Source organism: Klebsiella sp. X1-16S-Nf21, from assembly GCF_002837615.1.
Lineage (GTDB): Bacteria > Pseudomonadota > Gammaproteobacteria > Enterobacterales > Enterobacteriaceae > Klebsiella > Klebsiella variicola.
The window spans coordinates 59,105-78,899 of sequence record NZ_PJDK01000018.1; the positions used below are offsets into that span (position 1 = coordinate 59,105).

Below are 19,795 nucleotides of genomic sequence, written 5' to 3' on the forward strand. Positions count from 1 at the left end.
CCGCGCTGTTGTTCGTTCAGTTCGATTCAACGCTTTTTGATGGCCGGACACCGACCGTGACGGTCAAGGCAAAGGGGCTGGTCATTCGCGTACCGTCGAACTATGACCCTGTCGAACGTACCTACAGCGGAAGCTGGGACGGGACCTTTAAGTGGGCCTGGTCGAATAACCCCGCCTGGATTTTTTACGATCTGGTGCTGAACAAACGTTATGGACTTGGAAAGCGTATTTCGTCCGACCAGGTGGATAAATGGACCCTGTATCAGATCGGCCAGTATTGCGATGCGCCGGTCTCAGATGGTGCTGGCGGAAAAGAGGCCCGTTATCTCTGCGATCTCTATATATCCCAGCGGACTGACGCCTGGACCGTATTAATGGATCTCGCGAACATTTTTCGGGGCATGATTAGCTGGTCGAATAATCTGCTGTCGGTTGATGCCGATATGCCGCGTGAGATGGACCCCGATTTTGTTTTCAACAAATCGAATATTGTCGGCTCCTTCACGTTCTCCAGCACGTCCGAGCGGACCAACTATAGCGCGGCCATCGTCACTTACAGCAACCCACAGAATAACTATCAGGACGATCAAGCCAGCGTCTATTCGCAGGAGGTTGCAGACCGCTTCGGATTTAACACTATCGAGCTGTCCCGGATTGGCTGTACACGTGAATCCGAGGCGCAGCGCCACGGCGCCTACGCCATCGAGACAAACCGCGACGACAATGGCGTTGAGTTTAAAACGGGGATGGAGGGTCGCATTCCCCGTGTTGGCAAGGTTATCGGTATCAACAATGCCCCTATGGCTGGCCGGCAGAACGGCGGTCGTGTGGCGGCAGTCTCAGGAAAAAGGATTACTCTCGACCGCGCGGTCGCGGCAAAAGCCGGGGATACGCTCATCATTAACCTGCCGGACGGAAAGTCGCAGGGGCGTAAAGTTCAGGGTGTGCAGGACCGTATTGTTACGGTAGAGCAGGAGTATAACCCGGCACCGCAGGCGGAGGCGGGTTGGATTCTGGATCAGTCAGACCTGGCCATTCAGCAATTCAGGGTTAAGCGCGTTGTGAACAATAACGATGGCACGGTCACTATTAACGGCCTGCCGTATAACCCGAACAAGTTTCCCCGGGTGGATGATGGCGCGGTGATCGAAGACCGTCCTGTGACCGTTGTTCCCCCACGGGGACAGGAGGCACCGGACGACATTACCATTTCCAGCCTCTACCGGGTGTCGCAGGGGATTGGCATCACCACCCTGGTTGCCACCTGGTCGCCGGTGAAAAATGCGATTGCGTATGAAATGCAGTGGCGTCAGAACAATGGTGACTGGATTAACCTGCCGCGCACCGGCAATACGCGGTTTGAGGTCGATGGTATCTATACCGGTCGATACGTTGTGCGTGTGCGGGCGATTAACGCGCAGGATATCGCGTCCGTATGGGGGATCTCGAAAGAAACCGAGCTGACCGGTAAGTCTGGTGCCCCACTTCCGCCGCTGGCGCTGGCAACCCGTTCGCTGGTTCATGGGGTCCAGGTTAGCTGGGAATTCCCGACCGGCTCGGGGGATACGCTGCGCACGGAACTGCAGTACAGCAAAAATCAGGACGGCAGTGCGCCGATGCTGTTATCAGACGTGGCCTATCCGGGGAAAAGCTATCAGCAGATGGGCCTCAGTATGGGCGCAGAATTCTGTTATCGGGCGCGCCTTGTGGATCGTCTGGGCAATGAAAGCCCGTGGACCGGCTGGGTCCAGGGGATGGCCAGCGATAACTTTGATGATTACTACGAAAACCTGACCGACGCGATCAAGGATACGGCCGCCTGGGAGGAAACGCAGCGTACCATTAGCGAAACGCAGGAAGGTATCCGCAATACGCAGCAGGAACTGGAGCAGACCGCTGGAGCTCTGCGTAAGGAAGCCGAAGACCAGGCGAAGCAGGTCAGCCAGGATATTGATGCATCGGCGGAAAGCATCACGGCTGATGTTGACGGGAAGATCTCCGCCGTGAATAAAACCATCACGGATGAGATCACCTCGGTCAATGAGGCTCTCGATTCTGGTCTGGCTCAGGCAAACAAAGGCGTTCAGGAGGCAAAATCCGCCGTCGCAGATGCGAACAAGCAGATCGCAACTGTGAACAAGTCGCTAACCGACAGCATCACCCAGGCAAGACAGTCAGTCACCGATACGGCTGCGGAAATCAACGCCACCATCGACCTGGAGATTGCCAGGGTCAGCAAAACGCTGGCCGACGGCGATGCCGCATTGAATGCGCAGATAAAGACTGCCGAGAATGGCCTGAAGCAGTCGCTGTCTCAGGTCAACACCACGCTGACCAATGCGGTGAAGCAGGAGACCGCGGATCGTATCGCCGATGTTAACGCGAAGGCGTCACAGGCCGCTGATGAACTGCTGGCGGCAACGCAGGGGATTGAGGCGAGTATCGAGAGCCTGACTCAGGTGATGAAGACCGCCGATGAAAATCTGGCGCGGGAAATGTCCAGCCTCGCTGCCGGCGCTAATATCCAGTTCGATTCGCAGGTTATCTGGCATTTCAACAATCAGACGACCGAGGGCTGGACCGGCAGCGCCGGCGTACCGGGTGTTTCACAGGATGGCTGGTTACGCCCGGCGGACAGCGCCACCGATCCGTACATTACCTCTCCTGGCGGGCTGGCTGTCGATGGTGCGGCGTACCGTTTCATCATGCTGCGCTTTCGTAAAACCGGCAAACCAGTCTGGGCGGGTGAGATCCGCTGGGTGTCTGCCGGCGAAAACTTCAATAACACGAAGCGATACATTGTTGCTGAGCCGGAGTATGCCGATGGGGTGGCAACCCTGACGGTGCGTGATATTCCGTGGACAGGGAACATTGATCGTATTCGCCTGGACCTGACGAACCAGCAGGATGCCAGCAACTTTATCGAATTCGACTGGATCGCCGTTGGCCGGCCAGCACCCGGCGCCAGTACGGCGGCTTTGCAGGATGTGCGCAGTACGCTGAGTAACGCGCTGACCGCCGAAGCGCAGGCACGCAGCACGCTGGCGGCGCAGATGCGTGGCTCCTATGATGGGAGCGATCTGGAGAAAGTCACCTCCGGGCTGCTGTACCAGGAAAAAACCGCGCGCGTTACCGCCATCTCAGCGGAAGTTAAGGCCAGAGAGTCCCTGCAGACGCAGTTTAACGACAACAAAGCTGCTGTTTCTGGTGAACTGAGTTCTCTGACGACAGAGCAGAGCGCGCAGGCGAGCCGTATCGGTGGCCTGGAAACCAGCCTCGGGAAAAAAGCCGATGCGGCCGCGCTGACGTCCCTGACGCAGAAAGTTGAGCAACAGGGCACCACGCTGACATCGCAGGGCGCTGCGTTAACATCGCTCACTAACCGGGTTGGCCAGACGGAAACGGGCCTGGATGGTACGAATGAGGCACTGAGCGGGCTGCAGTCTGTTGTTACCCGGCAGGGTGACAGGATAACCAGCCAGGGTCAGTCCATCACGAAACTGACGAGCGATTTGGGCACGACAAATGCCGCGCTGGCGAAGAAAGCCGAAGCGGCTGCGGTCACTGCCTTAACGCAGCAGGTAGAGCAAAACGGGCAGGATATTCGCAGCAATACTGACAGTATCACCAGCCTGTCGAATCAACTGGTCAATGGCCAGCCGAATCGCTGGTCCCGTCGACTCTATCCGGTGCAGCTGGCTAACGCCGGGACAGTCCCGTCATTCAGCGATATTCGCGCCGTGGCGCCAACGGTCGTGGATGAGGTGGCCGACGCGGCCAAACTGGACTTTACGTCCGCCGGCAGCTATCTGATCGCGCTGTATTCCTGCCAGGTGAAAGTGGCCGCAGATACCACCATCACACTGGCGCCCGGCGCCAGGGTTTTTGACGATACCGGCGCCATATTTGTGAATGGGGTGCAGGTCGCCTGGGGTAACGCCAGCTGGAATACCGTCAGTTTTGAACTGAAAGCCGGCTGGAACACCGTTGAGTTTCTGGTGAATCAGTGGACCGGCCAGGCGTATATCAACCTGGGTCTGAAGCTGTCAGACAAGGTTGCTGAGATGTACTCCGGTCTCGGGGTTTCCGCGCTGGCAAACGCAGCCGGCGTGCTCAGCTCGAATGTCAGCCAGATTGGCAACGATGTGGTCAGCAATTCGCAGAACATCACCCAGCTCCGGAATGCGCTGACGCAGACAGACGCGAACGTGGCCAGCAAAGCGGATCAGACGGCGATGAACTCGCTAACCGGACGAGTGGAGAAGACAGAATCCGGGCTGACGGCTGCTAACGCCAACATTACCTCGCTGAAATCCGCTGTACGGGCCGGAAACGCATCAGGCGGGGATTTAATTCCCAACCCGACGTTTGACCCGGCGTATGACCAGATGGGGTTCAGCGTGGTAGCCACGACGGCTGAGGAGGTCCCGCCGGGCTGCCCGTATGGTTATGCGGCCCTAATTGCCAGCCGGGATCACCATCCTAACTTTGCCGCGTTCCCGGCCACGCTTAACGATGTGATTGAGATCAGCGCACTGGTTGCCTGCGGCGCCGGCACGGCGAATTTTAATCTGTATGTTGGCACCGCCGTTCGGCCAGATACGAGCACCGGTGCGCCACTCATGGCGGGGGGCGGGAAATCACCCTCCGCGACCTGGCAGAGAACCACCTGGCGCTTCAAGGTCACGCAGGCGATGGTGGACAGGGGTTATATCCGCCCGTTCCTGCAGATCTCGCAGAACAGCCCGTATGGCACCGTATGGTTCGTTACGGACTGGCATATGCGAAATGTGACAGCGGCGCAAAAGGTTCAGGATACTGCGGATGCCACGGCGGCGGCGGTTGACTCCCTGACCACCACCGTGACGCAACAGGGTAATCTGCTGACCTCGACCGGCAACCGGACAACTCAGCTGGAAAACGGGCTGGCAACCACCAATGCCGCAGTGGCCAAAAAGGCTGATGCGACAGCGGTGCAGGATTTGACCAATACCGTTACACAGCTGGGCAACGACCTGACTGCTGCGAACAGCGCCATCACGAAACTGACCGGAAATCTGGCGAATACCGATAAAGCGCTGGCGCAGAAAGCCGATGCGACTGCGCTGGCCACGCTCGACACGAAAGTGACGCAGCAGGGCAAAACGCTGGAGAGCCAGAGCAATTCGCTGACGAACCTGTCGAACAGCCTCTCGCAGGTCGCGGCAGATATCGATGCCAGCGGGCAGATACCGGGTAACCTGGTCGTGAATCCCTCGTTTGAACGCGGGCTGGATGGTTACACCGGGCGGTCAACCGCGACCAGTGTGGTGGAGGTTTCCGTTCCTCACAGCGGGACGCGGGCGCTGAAGGTTGATCCGGGGAATGTGACTCCGGGGCAATACATCCCGTTTGTTCACGGGCGAACCTATGAAATCGGGGTGTGGGTCAAGGAACCCGGAGCGACGACGGATAATGGCGCGGGGAACAACAAGCTGCGGATCGGCAACTCTGCCGGCCAGCCGGTTTTTGAGCGTCCATACAACAGCGGTACGGTGGGGACAAACTGGACCCTGATTTCCGGTCGCTGGAAAGCGACGGAGACAGCCAGCCTGCCGGTGACGCTGAGTAACTATCTGATTAGCGGCAGCCGCTACTTCGATGATTTTTACGTCACTGACGTTACCGACCGGGTGGACATCGATGCCACCGCCGGCGCCGTGACCGGACTGACGAGCCGGGTCAGCACAGCGGAAGGGGCCATCACCTCACAAAGCCAGCATCTGACGAACCTGCAGAACAGCCTGAACACGACCAACAGCAATGTGTCGAAGAAGGCCGATGCAACGGCACTGACTTCGGTCGATAACCGGGTGACAGAGGCGGAAGGGAAACTGACCACACAGAGCCAGCAACTGACAAATCTGGCGAATGTGCTGACGGCCACCCGCAACGCCGGCGACAACCTGATCCCGAACTTTGATTTTCTGCAGGGCAGCACTGCCTGGGATATTCAGTATCCAGCCGGTGTGACCTTTGGCGATTTCGGGGACGGGAAAGCGGGGGTCCGGCTGAACCGGACGACCACTACCAGCCCAGGCATTTTCTCCAACAACAACAAGCCGGTGCCACTGAATGGCCAGCGCAAGTATCGGGTGGTGGTGAAGGCCAAAGGTGTTTCCGGCGCGATGAGTCTGCTGATCCGTCGCCAGAACAAAATCGGCCAGACGGACAGTACGTATGAGGATAAAACGGTCACGCTGACCACTGACTGGCAAACCATCACCTGGGAAACCGGATTGACGGCTGCCGGCACGGACGGGCAGAACTTCAAACTTTATTCTCATCCGACAAACGGTGAAATCTGGCTCGATTCCGTCCGGGTGTTTGATATCACCGATGAAACCAACATCAAGGCGACCAGCGATGCTGTTTCGTCTCTGACCGGGACGGTGACGAACCAGGGGAACACCCTGACATCACAGGGGCAATCCATCACGGCGCTGAATAACGCGCTGGAAGGGGTCAAAGGCGATGTGGCGAAGAAGGCTGATGCGTCGGCGGTCAGTTCACTGACCAACCGGGTTACCCAGACTGAAAAGGATATCCGTAGCCAGGCCGACAGCCTGACCAGCCTGAATACATCGCTGAAGCAGCAGGCGACACGGGGAGCCAACGTACTGCCGGACGGCAGTTTTGAATCCTATGCCGTCGGCGATGTTCTCAGTAATGCCCGCGCCGTTATCACCAGTGAAGCTGCTCACAGCGGGACCAAAAGCCTGCGTGTTACGCGCAGTACGGAGTACAACCCGAACGCGACGGATAATAACGATACCCATATCTTTTCAGGCATGCAGGTTCGCGATAACGCGGTCTATTACGTGGAGGCGTGGGTTAAGTTGCCGGCTGGCTCGACCGCCGATCCGACCGTTTATATGGTGCTCGGATTTTCCTTCCAGGATTCTGCCAATGGCTGGTCGTGGCCTGGCCTGAATGTGAAAGTCTCTGAGTTGTCGGTGGACAACTGGACAAAAGTCAGTGGCTATCTGACCAACAACCGAACCGCGCTGAAACAGGCAATGGTGAGGATCTCCATCCCGAATACACCAAAAGTTCGCCTGGGTGACGCCTTCCTGATTGATGATCTGATCATCACTGACGTGACCGATGCGAAAGCGGCGCTCGATGCCGCCGATGCGAATGCGCAGGCGCTTTCCAGTCTGTCCGCATCAGTCACGCAGAACGGGAAGAATATTACGTCTCAGGGCAGCGCGATCACGAAACTGCAGTCGGATGTGACGCAACTTGGTAAGGATATCAGCGGCAAGGCCGATGCCAGCGCGCTGACGAATCTGACGACCCGCTTGACGGCTACCGAAGGCAGCCTGAAATCGCAGGGAGACAGCCTGACCAGCCTGCAGAACAGCCTGAACACGACCAACAGCAATGTGGCGAAGAAGGCTGATGCAACGGCGCTGCAGAGCCTGCAGAACACCGTTGAACAGCATGGCAGGGATCTGACCACGCAAAGCAGCGCGCTGACGAACCTGGAAAACAACTTTTCCTCCCTGGCCGTGGGCGGGACCAACCTTATCCGCAATGCGGACACACTGGGAGGATGGAGCAGCCGCCACGCCACAGAGACCTATCTGGGCGACCGCGTGGCCTACACCCGGCTGGCGAAAGGTGCATCCGGTTATACCCAGCTGGATGAACAGACGCTGGACGTTACCGGGCGTACGGAATTTGTATTCAGCTTCTATGCGAAAGGGGCTTATGACGGGCAGGAGATGGCGAGCTATTTCTATAACCCGTCGAACACCACCACCACGGAAACCAGCCAGGGCGTTAAAGGCGGGGCCGGTGACGGCAAGGCGGTCACGAAACTGACCACCGCATGGGCGCGTTACTGGGTGAAATGGGTTATTCCTGCCACCAGTGGCACCAAACGGCTGATTGCCGCGCGTCTGGAAAGCGCGACGTCTGCCGACAAAGAAGTCTGGCTCTGCCGCCCTCAGCTGGAAACCGGGACCGTGATGACCGACTGGTCACCGAGTCCGGATGATGCGGCCAGCGGTATTACCGCGAACACATCGGCCATTAACAGCCTCACCAGTCGGGTGACGAATGCCGAGGGGCAGCTGACCGCGCAGTCTCAGAGCATCACGAATCTGCAGAACAGCCTGAACACCACCAACAACAACGTGGCACAAAAGGCCAGCGCGCAGTCGGTGAGTGATCTCACCAGCCGGGTCACCAGTGCGGAAGGCAAAATCACCTCCCAGGGGCAGGCTATCACGAAGCTGCAGGGCGATTTGAGCAGCACCACCGATAAGGTCAACACCAAAGCGGATCAGACGGCGCTTAACGCGCTGACTGGCCGGGTGGAGAAAACCGAGGCAGGCCTCACGGCAGCCAACAGCAACATCGTCAGCCTGACGGCAGCGGTGAACGCCGGGAATGCTGCCGGGGATGATTACATTCCAAACCCGTCATTTGATCCGGCGTATGACCGCATGGGTTATGACGTGGTGGAGACCACCGCCGATGGTGTGCCGGCTGACTGCCCGTTCAGGTATGCCGTCCGGCTGGCCGGGCGAGACCATGTGCCAAAAATTAACAACATCGCCGTGACGCCGGGCGACGTTTTCGAAATGTCTGCTCTGGTAGCGTGTGGTACCGGCAGCGCTGACTTTAACTTCTATATCGGTCGGGCCACCACCGCCACCGGTGGCATCGGAGCGAAAGCGTCCGGGGGTAACACCAAGACCACCACCGCGTGGAAACGAGCCACCTGGCGCTTTACGGTGCCATCCGATACCAGCTTGCTGCGGCCGTTCCTGCAGGTTAATCAGAGCAGCCCGTTCGGCACCGTCTGGTACGCTGCCGACTGGCATATGCGTAACGTGACGGTGGCGAACAGTGCGCAGAAAACCGCAGATGCGACCGCAAAAGCGGTGGATTCACTGACCACCACGGTTAGCCGGCAGGGCGATACGCTCAGCAGCATCGGCACGCGTACCACCTCGCTGGAGAACAGCCTCCGGTCGACAAACGATACGGTGAGTAAAAAGGCTGACACGACCGCGGTGACGCAGCTGCAGGGCACGGTGACGCAGCAGGGGAATGACATCGCGGCAGCTAACAGCGCGCTGACAAAACTCAGCAGCGATCTGGCCACGACGAATGCGAACGTGAACAAAAAAGCGGACGCAAGCGCGATGAACACCCTGCAGAATCAGGTCACGGAGCAGGGCAAAACACTCAGTGCGCAGGGGGATTCTCTGACGCAACTGAGTAACAGCCTGAGCCAGACGTCAGCGGATATTGACGCCAGCGGGAAAATGCCGGGCAACCTCATTGTCAACGGCAGTTTTGAGCGCGGCGCAGCGGGCTTTACCGGCTGGAGCAGTACCGCAACGGTGGCCGATTTACAGGTTCCGCACTCGGGTAACAAGGCGCTGAAAATGTCCGCCGGCCAGTCGAACCTGGTCGGACAGGAAATCAGTATCACCCAGGGTCGTACCTACCGCATGGGGGTATGGGCGAAGCAGGATCCGGGTACCACGATTAAAGATGCGGGTAACACGAAGTTTCGTGTGGCCGACAACACTGGTCTGCTGGTCGGCTCAAACTACGGACCGTTTAGTTCTGGCTGGCAACTGGTAACGTTTGACTGGAAAGCCACGAAGACCACAATGGCCAGTTTCCAGCTAACGACCTTCCTCAGCGCGGGGGCAATGTATTTTGATGATTTTCATGTCCTCGATGTTACGGATGAAAAAGATATCGCGGCTAATACCGGGGCCATCTCTCAGATGAATACCCGCGTCACCGCTGCGGAAGGGGCTATCACCACCCAGGCGCAGCAGCTGACGAAACTCAGCGGCGATCTGGCCGTCACGAATGCGGCGGTCAGTCAGAAAGCTGAGCAAAGCGCTGTCACCGGGTTGACCACCCGGATGACGTCTGCCGAGGGTAAACTGGATTCGCAGTCGCAGCAGCTCACCAGCCTGCAGAACAGCCTGACCACGATGAATACTGAGTTGGGTAAAAAGGCTGACACGTCCGCGGTGAGTTCACTGACCGGTCGCGTAAGCCAGGTGGAAAACACCATCACCAGCCAGTCGCAGAGCATCACGTCGCTGACCAGCACCATCAATACCATCCGCACTCAGGGAGCTAATCCGTGGGTTGACGGTACGTTTGAAAGCTACAGCGATGGCCAGGTGCTGGGCGGGAGCGGCACCGCCGTTGTGGTGGCGTCTCAGAAATTCACCGGCGATAAGAGCCTGAGGTTGAGACGGGATGAGAACAACGGCGGCAACAGCGATAAACAGCTTGGCACCTGGCAGTCAGTCCGTGAGGACGCGAAGTTCCGGTTTGAGTTTTGGGCCATGATGCCGGCGGATCAGGCACCCTCCTCCGGGTGGACAACGCTGGTCGGTATCCAGTCGCAGAATGCTGCCGGGCAAAATGCCTGGCAGGCGGCGGTCACTGTCAGCGAAGCCTCTCTGGGCGCGCGCGATAAATGGGTGAAATTCACGGGGATCGCCAGTAACAACGGGGCAGGCAGAACACGCGCGGTGGTCTGGATCTCCACCCGTGGCGCCACCGGCAACGGTACCCCTGGCTATTCACTGTATATCGACGATCTGGTCATCACGGATGTTACCGATGCGAAAGCGGCACAGGATGCCTCTGACGCGACGGCGAGTACCGTGAGCGGCCTGACGGCGCGCGTAACGGATGCCGAAGGGAAAATCACTGCCCAGGCGCAGCAGCAGACGGCACTGGCCACGAAAGTGGATAACGCCAACTCCCGCGTCGATAACATGGCGAAGACGCTAAGCGACAGCCAGAGCACACAGGCCAGCCTGAATACCTCGCTTCAGTCGCAGATTGACGCGCAGGCGGCCGCCAACATCAAAAACCAGACGACGCTGGACAATACGATTAAATCGGTGGCCAGTATCACCAGTACCCAGCAGACGCATGCAACGGCACTGGAGGCGCTGGCAACGCAGCAGACGACCCTGACATCCAGTGTCGGGGATCTCAGCGCTTCCGTTCAGAACACCGCTAAAACCGTGGCGGATGTGAATGGTACGGTGAGTTCGCTGTGGTCGATGAAGGTTGAGACGGTTAACGGGAAGAATGTTGGCGCGGGGATTACGCTGGGCAGCAATGGTGAAACGAGCGACATGATCCTCTACGCCGACCGGTTCTCGCTGTTTAACCGTAACAATGCGACGGCAGTTCCGGTGATGATTGCCGAAGGCAATGAACTCTATATCGATACGGCACGTATCAAAAACAGTTCCCTGACCTCAACCAAAATCGCGGACGGTTCCATCACGAATGCGAAGATCGGCAACGTCATCCAGTCAAACGACTATGTCGACGGGTCACGCGGCTGGAGCATCAACAAGGATGGTGGGGCGCAGTTCAACAATGGGATCTTCCGTGGTCACATTGAGGCGGCAAGCGGCAAGTTCAAAGGCACCCTGGAAGCTCAGTCATTTATCGGTGATATCGCAGTAGCTCGCCGCTACGATGATATGGCTTTCCGCCGCAACCAGACTGTTCAGCGTAACGGGGCATACCAGAACCGTGGATATGGGATGACGATTGTTCTGTCGTGCACACTGGTTTACCACCTCACTGGCGCGGGCAATGTCCAGCAGTCGTATTCTGTTGATATCACGTTCAACATTGGCGGGCAGGAAGTAACGCGTCGCTTCTTTGCCAACGCCGGCGGTTTCCAGGCTGGCGACTTCACTCAGGAATTCCGCTTCGCTGCTGATCTGCTGGCTGATAACAACAATGTCAGCTTCTTTATCAAGGCGCGCGGCAACGATGCTTCGATTGACTATAGCTGCTCGATCCAGAACATCACCGCCACGGCGTTCCGTACAAACAGCAACTCATTCAGCTAACAGAGGCCCCGCAAGGGGCCTTTTCTTTTTCCAGGGATAATCATCCAGGAGGAACTTTATTATGGCGATGTATGAAGTCGGCACCGTCACGGGCGCAGCATCTCAGGCGCGGGTGACAGGAGCGACAACAAAGTGGTCACAGGTGGCGCTGGGGATACAGCCGGGGTCGATTCTGGTGGTCTACCGCAGCGGTAGTGCTGACCTGTATGCGATCAAATCCGTGGACAGTGACACGCAGCTGACGCTGACCCGGCATATCACCACCGCATTTTCCGGCGCCAGTTACGGCATTATAACCGCTGAAACCGCCAGTACCTCGTCGTTTGCTAACCAGCTGGCCAGCGCATTTGCATTCTGGCGTAGTGTGGTGGAGGGCTGGTCGATGGCCCTGACCGGCAGTGGCAATATCACCCTGACTGACCCGATCACCGGAAAGCAGGTGACCGTGCCGGCGATAGGCGGGATGGCGAAGGCATCGGATCTTAACGCGCTGGAAAAACTCACCGGAGGAAACAAACTCGACGGCTCGCAGGTTATAACCAGCGATAATGCCGGTTTTATTCTCGGTAAGAACTCAGATCTGGCTCTGCTCAAAAAACAGGGGCAAGGCGGGACAATTGCCGTTGGCTCGGGAACACCGTTCAGGGTTCAGCGTTCAAGAGCGACCACTGTGTCACCGTCAGATACCTTTGATGACATCCTCGTTATTGGGACCGATAACCAGACCACTTTGCCCGGTGGGTTATCAGCTGGCGGCAACATCGATAACACGTCAAAGGGGAAGGTTCTGACGCAGGCGATCGAGCTGTCAATGAACACGCCTTACATTGACTTCCACTACAACGGCAGCAGTGCGGATTATACCGCTCGCCTTATCCACGACAGGCAGAACCGCCTGAACGCGCAGGTACAAAGTTTTTGGGTCACGGACGGGAGGATCACAGCATCATCGACCATGCCAGCAAACCCAGCCATCGGAACGCAACTGACCTCCAATCCGGTACGCTCATTGATGGCCGGGCGCGGGGCCTATGGTGACGTGGACGGGGCTTACGTACAGATGTACATGGAAGAGCAGGTCGGGACTGAGCACCGGCTTGTGCTGTACGCGGATGGGTTCGGACGTACTGACGCATGGATATTCCGTGCTGGCGGCACCATTTCCACTGGCAAAGGGGACGTCCTGACTACCGGCTCAGACGTGCGGCTGAAAGAGGATTTTACGGAATCTCAGGAAGGTGCCTCCAGGCGCATTAACGCGCTGGGGGTATGCGAGTTCAATATGAAGGGCGAAACACGCAGGAGGCGTGGGTTTATAGCCCAGCAAGCTGAGAAAGTTGATGACCTGTATACCTTCCCCGGCATCGAGCAGGAGATTGATGGCGAAAAATTCACGGTGATGAATGTGGATTACACGGCCATCATCGCCGATTTGGTGACCGTGGTACAGGATTTGATTAGGCGAGTTGACGACCTAGAAAGTTGAGGAGCATAAAAAATCCCCCGGAGGCACTTGCCGGGGGCAACTGAAACGACATTAATTGCTGTGTACATCACAGAATAATTTGCAGTAAACGATAAGTAAGTTCAAGTAAAGTTCTACTGGTCAGATGTTTTGTTGTTTTTTAATAATCTACCAAAATCAATAATAAAATAGTGCTAAATCCTGTTGGCTTTTCATGTTTAAGGATATAACCCTAAACTATTGTCTTTCATCAGATTTAAAATGTACCGATAGATTCAAGAAAATGGATGTCAAATGTTATTATTGATACGTTTATCATTAATTGAAGTGCCATCTTGTAATTTTCACATCTATGTTATAAGTTTGTAATGCAGGACGGTTTTATTTTGTAATTTAGTGGTTTAAAGTGATAGCGGTTCTTAGTGATTTATAATAGGCTTTCTATGTTAACAAAATTCCCAGATGAAAAATACATATCTGACAGAAATTCATCGTTTATTAAACGAGTATATTTTTTACGTCAGATAGGTGTCGTTCTTTGCTTTCTTCCTATATATTCAGTCCTCCAAGAACAGTCACATCAAAAAATAACGATAGCCCTGTTAATTTTGAATGCACTCATCTGGCCATCGGTTGCTTATCTGGCAAGCATGATGTCGAAGGATATGCTGAGTACTGAAAAAAAGAATATGGTACTCGATTCATTCTGGGCTGGTATCTGGATAGCCGTAATGCAAGTTAGTCCAATTCCATCATTATTCATAATTTCAGTTCAAATAGCTGATCGCTATGCTGCTGGTGGATGGAAAATTTTAAAACCAGCATTAACGTGTATGATGATTAGTTTCCTGGCAGTTTGGTTAGCAAATGATTTCAGATATACGATTGAATTCAGTACCCGAACGGTATTGCTTTCTTTACCCTTGGCAACCTGCTATCCCATTGTATTGAGTGTAGTTTCAAGACATTTATCTATAAAGTTGAGGAAAAGAAGGGAGTTACTGGAAAAGCAGGCCCTGATGGATCCTGGTCTAGATCTTCCAAATCGCCGTTTTTTTGAGCAGAAAATGGAAAGTGCTTTTCGTGCGACGCGTAAAAAAAGAATTCATTCATATCTTATGCTCATTGATGTTGATAATTTTAAAAAAATTAATGATACCTATGGTCATGAAGTAGGCGATGCGGTGTTATCTCGTATATCAACAATATTACGAGAGTGCGCTGGTGAGAAGGACGTGCCAGCAAGAATTGGTGGCGATGAGTTGGCTATAATTGTTAACAACAGTAATAGCAAGCTTGTTATAGCTATGGTTCATTTAATTCAAAAAAATATTAAAGATCTTTCATTACCTTCTCACAAAGATATTTACTGTACTGTCAGTATCGGTGTTTCTTGCGCAGAAAATAAAGAATCAATCATCGAGTGGATCAAAGAGGCTGATGAAATGCTATATGAAGTTAAACGTAACGGGAAGAATGGATATTGCATGCCGAATAATTGAAGATGATATGATTTCTTTTCTCATGATTTTATGCTTATAAATTTTAAAGATAGTTTATGATCGGCATTACCAATACGGATAAATTTATTCGGAACCACAGACACCATCTCAACTAACGTTTGATACCTGCCACCAAATCAGTGTCACCGCTTAACTGTATGATTTTATTATAATTAATGACTGGCTCGTGTTAATTGATTTTCCCTTTTGAGTCATTTGATTTGAATAATCGATCAATTTATGAAATGTGATAGGTTTCGCCTATTGTTCGATCGTTATCGATCATTTTAAACTATTTCTCTTTCATTATTAATTATGACACGATTAGGATTATTCCTAGTTCCGGTGTTTTTTTAATGACAAAGAACAGTGTGGAAATAGATTCCTGTAGATTTGTTTTAGAACCATCTTTTAAAAAAGATGGTTCTATTCATTCTTGGGAAATTCTCACGAAAAATGTTAAAGAAAAGTATTGCAATGATTACCTTGCTAATGAAGTTGGTTTTTGTTTCACTTCATTAAGCGATAAAGAAAAAATCGATGTGTTTAAGAAACAGATATTGACAATTGAAAGGCTTGACACATCAAAATTGAAGTTCAAACCAGTTTCGTTGAATGTTGATAGTCTTATTAGCGATTGTATTTTGAACGATAAATATATTGGTGATTACTTAAAAAACCAAAAAAACATTGCTTTTGAGATTAACGAGCATTTTCATGAATTCAATACTAAATGCTCTATGGTTGACTTAAAGTGTCTTTCAAAATTGTGTCCAGTATGGCTGGATGATTTTGGGAGCGGCTTAACAAGCTTAACAATTATAGATATGTTTAATTTTGAATGTATAAAAATTGATAAAGATTATTTCTGGGAAATACAGAGTGAGAGCGAATTCTTTAACGTAATAAATAAAGTAAAATCATACTGCAATTTCGTGATTGTTGAGGGAGTTGAGACAATAGAACAAAAAAATAAAGTACATTCTGTTGTTAATTGCGCTTGCCAGGGAAGGTTGTGGATGAGTGATTACTATTATATTGAGATTTAAAATAAATGACAACAAAAGATGATAAATGTCCATTTTGTGGTGCAAATTTAATTAATGAGGACCGCTGCCACAGTTGCCATGCATTTCAGATTAAAGGGTATGTATCAAGAGACGCTCGCAAAAGAATTAATTTGGTATCTATCGGTACGTCTTTACTGGTAGCGCTCTTTGGAATCTTAGTTGTGTTTCTGGTATCTTTCGGTATCGGTGCATATATTACTATAATTGCGCTTTCTCTTGTTTTTTATTTTATTATGAAAAAGATTCTGTATGTAAAAGAAGAGAAAAAAGGGAAGATAGTTTGGAAAAGAGCAATAATTACATGGTAGATAATTATTGAAATAATATTATAGTGATGGCGCTTTCAATCAAAGCCTCGAATTTCGAGGCTTTTTTATAGTATTTTTATAATGCTTTCAAAGCATGAATTAGAACATCCGAAATATTTAACCCGACTCACAGGGAGTGAGTATTATTGGCTAATAATTCACTATCCAGATGAGCTGAAAAACTCAAAGCCAGTTATCAAAACTGAAAATATACTAATGAATTTCAATAGGTTAGGGCTTAGGCTAAAAACATTAACCACATATCAAAAATACCTATTTTTCTTTTTAAATCAATAAGTAATAATGTTATTAGTTAACTACTGCTGCGCCACATGCAGTGGTTCGAAGCCGCAGACCTGATCGTCAAAGGCATGGAAGGCGCTATCGCCGCCAAGACCGTAACCTATGACTTCGAACGTCTGATGGAAGGCGCTAAACTGCTGAAATGTAGCGAGTTTGGCGACGCGATTATCGCGAACATGTAATCCCCTTGGTGGATTAAGCAAAAGCGGGAGCCGATGGGCTCCCGTTTTTTTTGATTTTCAGTCAATGATTCCCCCAGGTGCTCATCGGATCGTGTAGTGACAGATATCATGCTGCACGACGTCAACCAGTTCAATGCTGCCTTTCTAACTGAAGTATTTGCCATGACCGGGTTATGAACTCAGAAAAATATCAGGTTAGGAAATATCTTGGCAGTTTGCCATTGCCAGAAGTGTATATATAGAATCTCTTTTTCTTTAAAAAAACATTCATAGCGAAAAAGAATGCGTTGCATTGGTGAAATTCCCTAAAAATCTTGTTCTTCTAATTTTCTTCAATACAATGAAGAAGTCTTACTTTATCTATACAGACTCTAATTCATACATCAAGGAGAGATACTATGGCAGTCCAAACTTATAAGGAATTAGCAGAAATATATGCTGCTCGCATATCTAAATGCAAAGATGGAGATATGCGAGTGATAGAATTGAATAAAATCTGGATGGAAATTCAGACTTTAACAGTAGGTGGAAACCCTCTTACTGAGCATCAACGGGTTCGTATGCTCGAAGAGCTAAAAAAGGCCCTGACGGACATGGGGTATGACGATGATGTTATCGCCCTTGAACACTACAGTGGTAGGGAGGATTATGAGGCGTTAGCTAAATCAGGCTCATCCATTAGCAATGATGAAATACTAGCAATGATGAGAATGGTAGCAAAAGGACCGAAACCATGAATCAAGAACAATTAAATATTGTAACGCTTACGCTTTCATGTATAGCTTTGGTGGCTTCTATCTATTCAGCACTTCAATATCGCAATGCAAACGTTATTTCCAAAAGAGCGCTGAAGTTACAGGAAGCTGCTCTCGAAAGTCAGATTACAAATAGTATTGCTACTGCAACAGTACAGCTGCGCGAGGCATTGATGAAATACGCAGAAGCTGATAGCTCTGCTGTCAACTATCCAATCATCAGCAAAAATTATAATTCAGCACAAGAAACTTGGCTCAATGCATATGATCAAGCCTGTATGAGTTATCGTGAAGGAAAACTAAACAAGGAAACGTTTAAGAAAACTTATCACGTTCCAATCAGAGAGTTGTACGAAGATAAGGAGTTGCAGTTTTTCTTCAGTCCTGCTGACACATCTAAATATCAGTCAATTATATCGGTTTACCGGGAATGGGAAACATATCATCACTGACAGTTTCGACAAGAGTCGGGATTTGGCAAGTTATTGTTTTTAGATTAAAATATAAAAAATTAATCTTACTGAACAGGTTTAACTTATTGATTTTAAATTTATTATAGAAGAGGTAGTGAAACATATTATTTGTTTCTGGTTAGGAATGAGCACAGATTAGCTTATCCTCACATGGCGCCCTTAATCCCCCGTCACACGTTCCCCGACATAGAGGTGCGGAATTTATGCGGACATGCAAACAGATGCACCAAAGTTAGAGGGTGAGTTCGGGGAGAAAATGCAGGTTAAAACCGCGCCGAACGGTAAGGCGCCAAATGGGTGACTGAAAAGCAATACGCTATCCGCTCACTTTCAGATTAAACAGCCGGGACAGCGCCGCTCTGCCGCTATCCGTCACTTGCACTTCCCGATATCCCGGCGTGCGGGTTATCCATCCTTTCTGCTCAAACAGCGCCATCAGCGACGAACCGGCATCGCCGCCCAGATGAAAACGTCTTTCACTCCAGTCAAGACAGGGGCAGCAAGGCTTACGTCGCGGGCGGGTGTTCAGTACTGCGCCAAGGCGTTCAAGCTGGGCTTTACCGGCTGATGTCAGGGCCAGTCCATCGGCCGCCAGCCATTTTTCCCGCAGCATAAATTCATAAATGTTCACCGCCAGCTCGCCCGCCAGATGGTCGTAGCAGGTGCGTGCGTAACGAAGATTAACCGGGGTGCTGGGGAGAAGCGTCTTATGCGCCTGCATAGAGACGCCCATCAGGTTTTCCAGCAGCGCGGCGATATGCGCGCCCGCCAGGCGGTAATAGCGGTGACGCCCCTGCGCGAGACACACCACCAGCCCGTTGCTGAGCAGTCGGGCAAGATGCCCGCTGGTGGTGGAGGCAGACACCTCGGCAACCGTACTGAGTTCGGTTGCCGTCCATGCGCGCCCATCCATCAGCGCGCACAGAATACTGACCCTTGACGGGTCAGAGAGGGCGGAGGCCACCATCGCCATAGCGGTTTCCAGCGCCTCCTCTGGCTCACTGTCTTGCTGCGTTTTCAGGAGATTCATTCAGAAAGTATGGCCCATTTTTTGGTCACTTCCGCTGCCCGGGTGTCATCATCGGTAATGAGAATGAGCCGGTTACGGTGGTCGCTGTACTGTACCAGAATATTAATGCCATTGCGGGCCAGGGTGTCTGCGATGTCTCCCAGTTCCCCAGGTCGTTCCTGAGGTAACTTTCTGATCAGAGGTCGGCATACGCTGCTGACGGCAAAACCGGCCTCGGTCAGTACCCTGCGGGCTTTCTCACCGTCTTCCACCAGAAAATGCGCATGTCCGGCATCAGGCGTGGTGAATACGCCACCGCCTTCGAGCCCCACGCCGTTGTTACCCAGCGCCATACCCATTGCGCCAAGCGAGCCCGGCGTGTTGCTGAGAATCACGTGAATGTCATACATCTGACTGTGCTCCCCGATCCGATGCGTAATCCCGGAACACGCGGGCGACGCGTATTCTGTAGTATGAAAAAATCGATGCTTTGCCTTCGCGCTGGGCAGCCAGATGCCGCTCATTTTGCTGCCAGTTGGCCACCGATGCTTCATCTTCCCACCAGGATAGCGAGAGGATTTTGCCGGGCGTACTCAGGCTCTGAAAGCGCTCAATGGCAATAAACCCCGGCGTGTCTGAAAGCAAAGGCGTCAGCCCGGCCGCAAGCTGTAAATATCTTTCCTGTGCTTCTGGTAAGGCGTCGGCTTCAAAAAGTACCGCAATCATCAGTCTGCTCCGTGGTGAATGTCCCTGCAGTCTACTGACGGCCACAGCAGAATGCTTCGGTCTGCAGCGAAGTATGGCTGAGGG

10 protein-coding genes and 1 pseudogene are annotated in these 19,795 nt (G+C 52.3%); 8 read left to right on the top strand and 3 right to left on the bottom strand.

From position 1 onward, the window contains the following. The first annotated feature begins 1,226 nt into the window (after positions 1–1,226). The 8 genes and pseudogenes from CW267_RS10820 to CW267_RS10855 all read left to right on the top strand — a co-directional run bounded on the left by CW267_RS10820 (position 1,227) and on the right by CW267_RS10855 (position 17,955). Positions 1,227–11,918, top strand: a complete 10,692-nt coding sequence (locus CW267_RS10820) for a DUF1983 domain-containing protein (RefSeq protein WP_227521838.1) — start codon at positions 1,227–1,229, stop codon at positions 11,916–11,918. 61 nt (positions 11,919–11,979) lie between these two features. Next, positions 11,980–13,404, top strand: a complete 1,425-nt coding sequence (locus tag CW267_RS10825) for a tail fiber domain-containing protein (RefSeq protein ID WP_100781342.1) — start codon at positions 11,980–11,982, stop codon at positions 13,402–13,404. A 422-nt stretch (positions 13,405–13,826) separates the two neighbouring features. After that, a complete protein-coding gene (locus tag CW267_RS10830) occupies positions 13,827–14,885 on the top strand; it encodes a diguanylate cyclase (RefSeq protein WP_100781343.1) in 1,059 nt (352 codons plus the stop codon). 356 nt (positions 14,886–15,241) lie between these two features. Then, entirely contained in the window at positions 15,242–15,934 is a 693-nt protein-coding gene (locus CW267_RS10835) for an EAL domain-containing protein (protein WP_100781344.1), read from the top strand. Positions 15,935–15,939: 5 nt separating this feature from the next. After that, complete coding sequence (locus CW267_RS10840; RefSeq protein WP_100781345.1) at positions 15,940–16,263, top strand: hypothetical protein; 324 nt, start codon at positions 15,940–15,942, stop codon at positions 16,261–16,263. A gap of 317 nt (positions 16,264–16,580) precedes the next feature. Beyond that, positions 16,581–16,748, top strand: a pseudogene (locus tag CW267_RS10845) (isocitrate/isopropylmalate family dehydrogenase); the annotation flags it as partial. 398 nt (positions 16,749–17,146) lie between these two features. Next, positions 17,147–17,485 carry a hypothetical protein gene (locus CW267_RS10850; protein WP_032730034.1) on the top strand — a complete coding sequence of 113 codons (339 nt, stop codon included), beginning with the start codon at positions 17,147–17,149 and terminating at the stop codon, positions 17,483–17,485. Next, entirely contained in the window at positions 17,482–17,955 is a 474-nt protein-coding gene (locus CW267_RS10855) for a hypothetical protein (RefSeq protein ID WP_100781346.1), read from the top strand. Before CW267_RS10850 ends, CW267_RS10855 begins: the two co-directional genes overlap by 4 nt. A gap of 337 nt (positions 17,956–18,292) precedes the next feature. On the opposite strand, the gene CW267_RS10860 is transcribed toward CW267_RS10855, so the two are convergent. From CW267_RS10860 to CW267_RS10870, 3 genes are read right to left on the bottom strand one after another with little or no spacing between them, the layout of a single operon-like run. Next, a complete protein-coding gene (locus CW267_RS10860; RefSeq protein WP_012968544.1) occupies positions 18,293–19,006 on the bottom strand; it encodes an ArsR/SmtB family transcription factor in 714 nt (237 codons plus the stop codon). Next, a complete protein-coding gene (locus CW267_RS10865) occupies positions 19,003–19,395 on the bottom strand; it encodes an amino acid-binding protein (protein ID WP_012542152.1) in 393 nt (130 codons plus the stop codon). The genes CW267_RS10860 and CW267_RS10865 overlap by 4 nt, the downstream gene beginning before the upstream one ends. After that, positions 19,388–19,711: an antibiotic biosynthesis monooxygenase family protein gene (locus CW267_RS10870; RefSeq protein ID WP_008807712.1), complete on the bottom strand. Its 324-nt coding sequence runs from the start codon at positions 19,709–19,711 to the stop codon at positions 19,388–19,390. The genes CW267_RS10865 and CW267_RS10870 overlap by 8 nt, the downstream gene beginning before the upstream one ends. Positions 19,712–19,795: the final 84 nt, after the last annotated feature.

Bases quoted from the DNA above. Each gene is read 5' to 3' on its own strand.
- CW267_RS10825 (WP_100781342.1), top strand. From the start codon at position 11,980: ATGGCGATGTATGAAGTCGGCACCGTCACGGGCGCAGCATCTCAGGCG.
- CW267_RS10830 (WP_100781343.1), top strand. From the start codon at position 13,827: ATGTTAACAAAATTCCCAGATGAAAAATACATATCTGACAGAAATTCA.
- CW267_RS10835 (WP_100781344.1), top strand. From the start codon at position 15,242: ATGACAAAGAACAGTGTGGAAATAGATTCCTGTAGATTTGTTTTAGAA.
- CW267_RS10840 (WP_100781345.1), top strand. From the start codon at position 15,940: ATGACAACAAAAGATGATAAATGTCCATTTTGTGGTGCAAATTTAATT.
- CW267_RS10850 (WP_032730034.1), top strand. From the start codon at position 17,147: ATGGCAGTCCAAACTTATAAGGAATTAGCAGAAATATATGCTGCTCGC.
- CW267_RS10855 (WP_100781346.1), top strand. From the start codon at position 17,482: ATGAATCAAGAACAATTAAATATTGTAACGCTTACGCTTTCATGTATA.
- CW267_RS10860 (WP_012968544.1), bottom strand. From the start codon at position 19,006: ATGAATCTCCTGAAAACGCAGCAAGACAGTGAGCCAGAGGAGGCGCTG.
- CW267_RS10865 (WP_012542152.1), bottom strand. From the start codon at position 19,395: ATGTATGACATTCACGTGATTCTCAGCAACACGCCGGGCTCGCTTGGC.
- CW267_RS10870 (WP_008807712.1), bottom strand. From the start codon at position 19,711: ATGATTGCGGTACTTTTTGAAGCCGACGCCTTACCAGAAGCACAGGAA.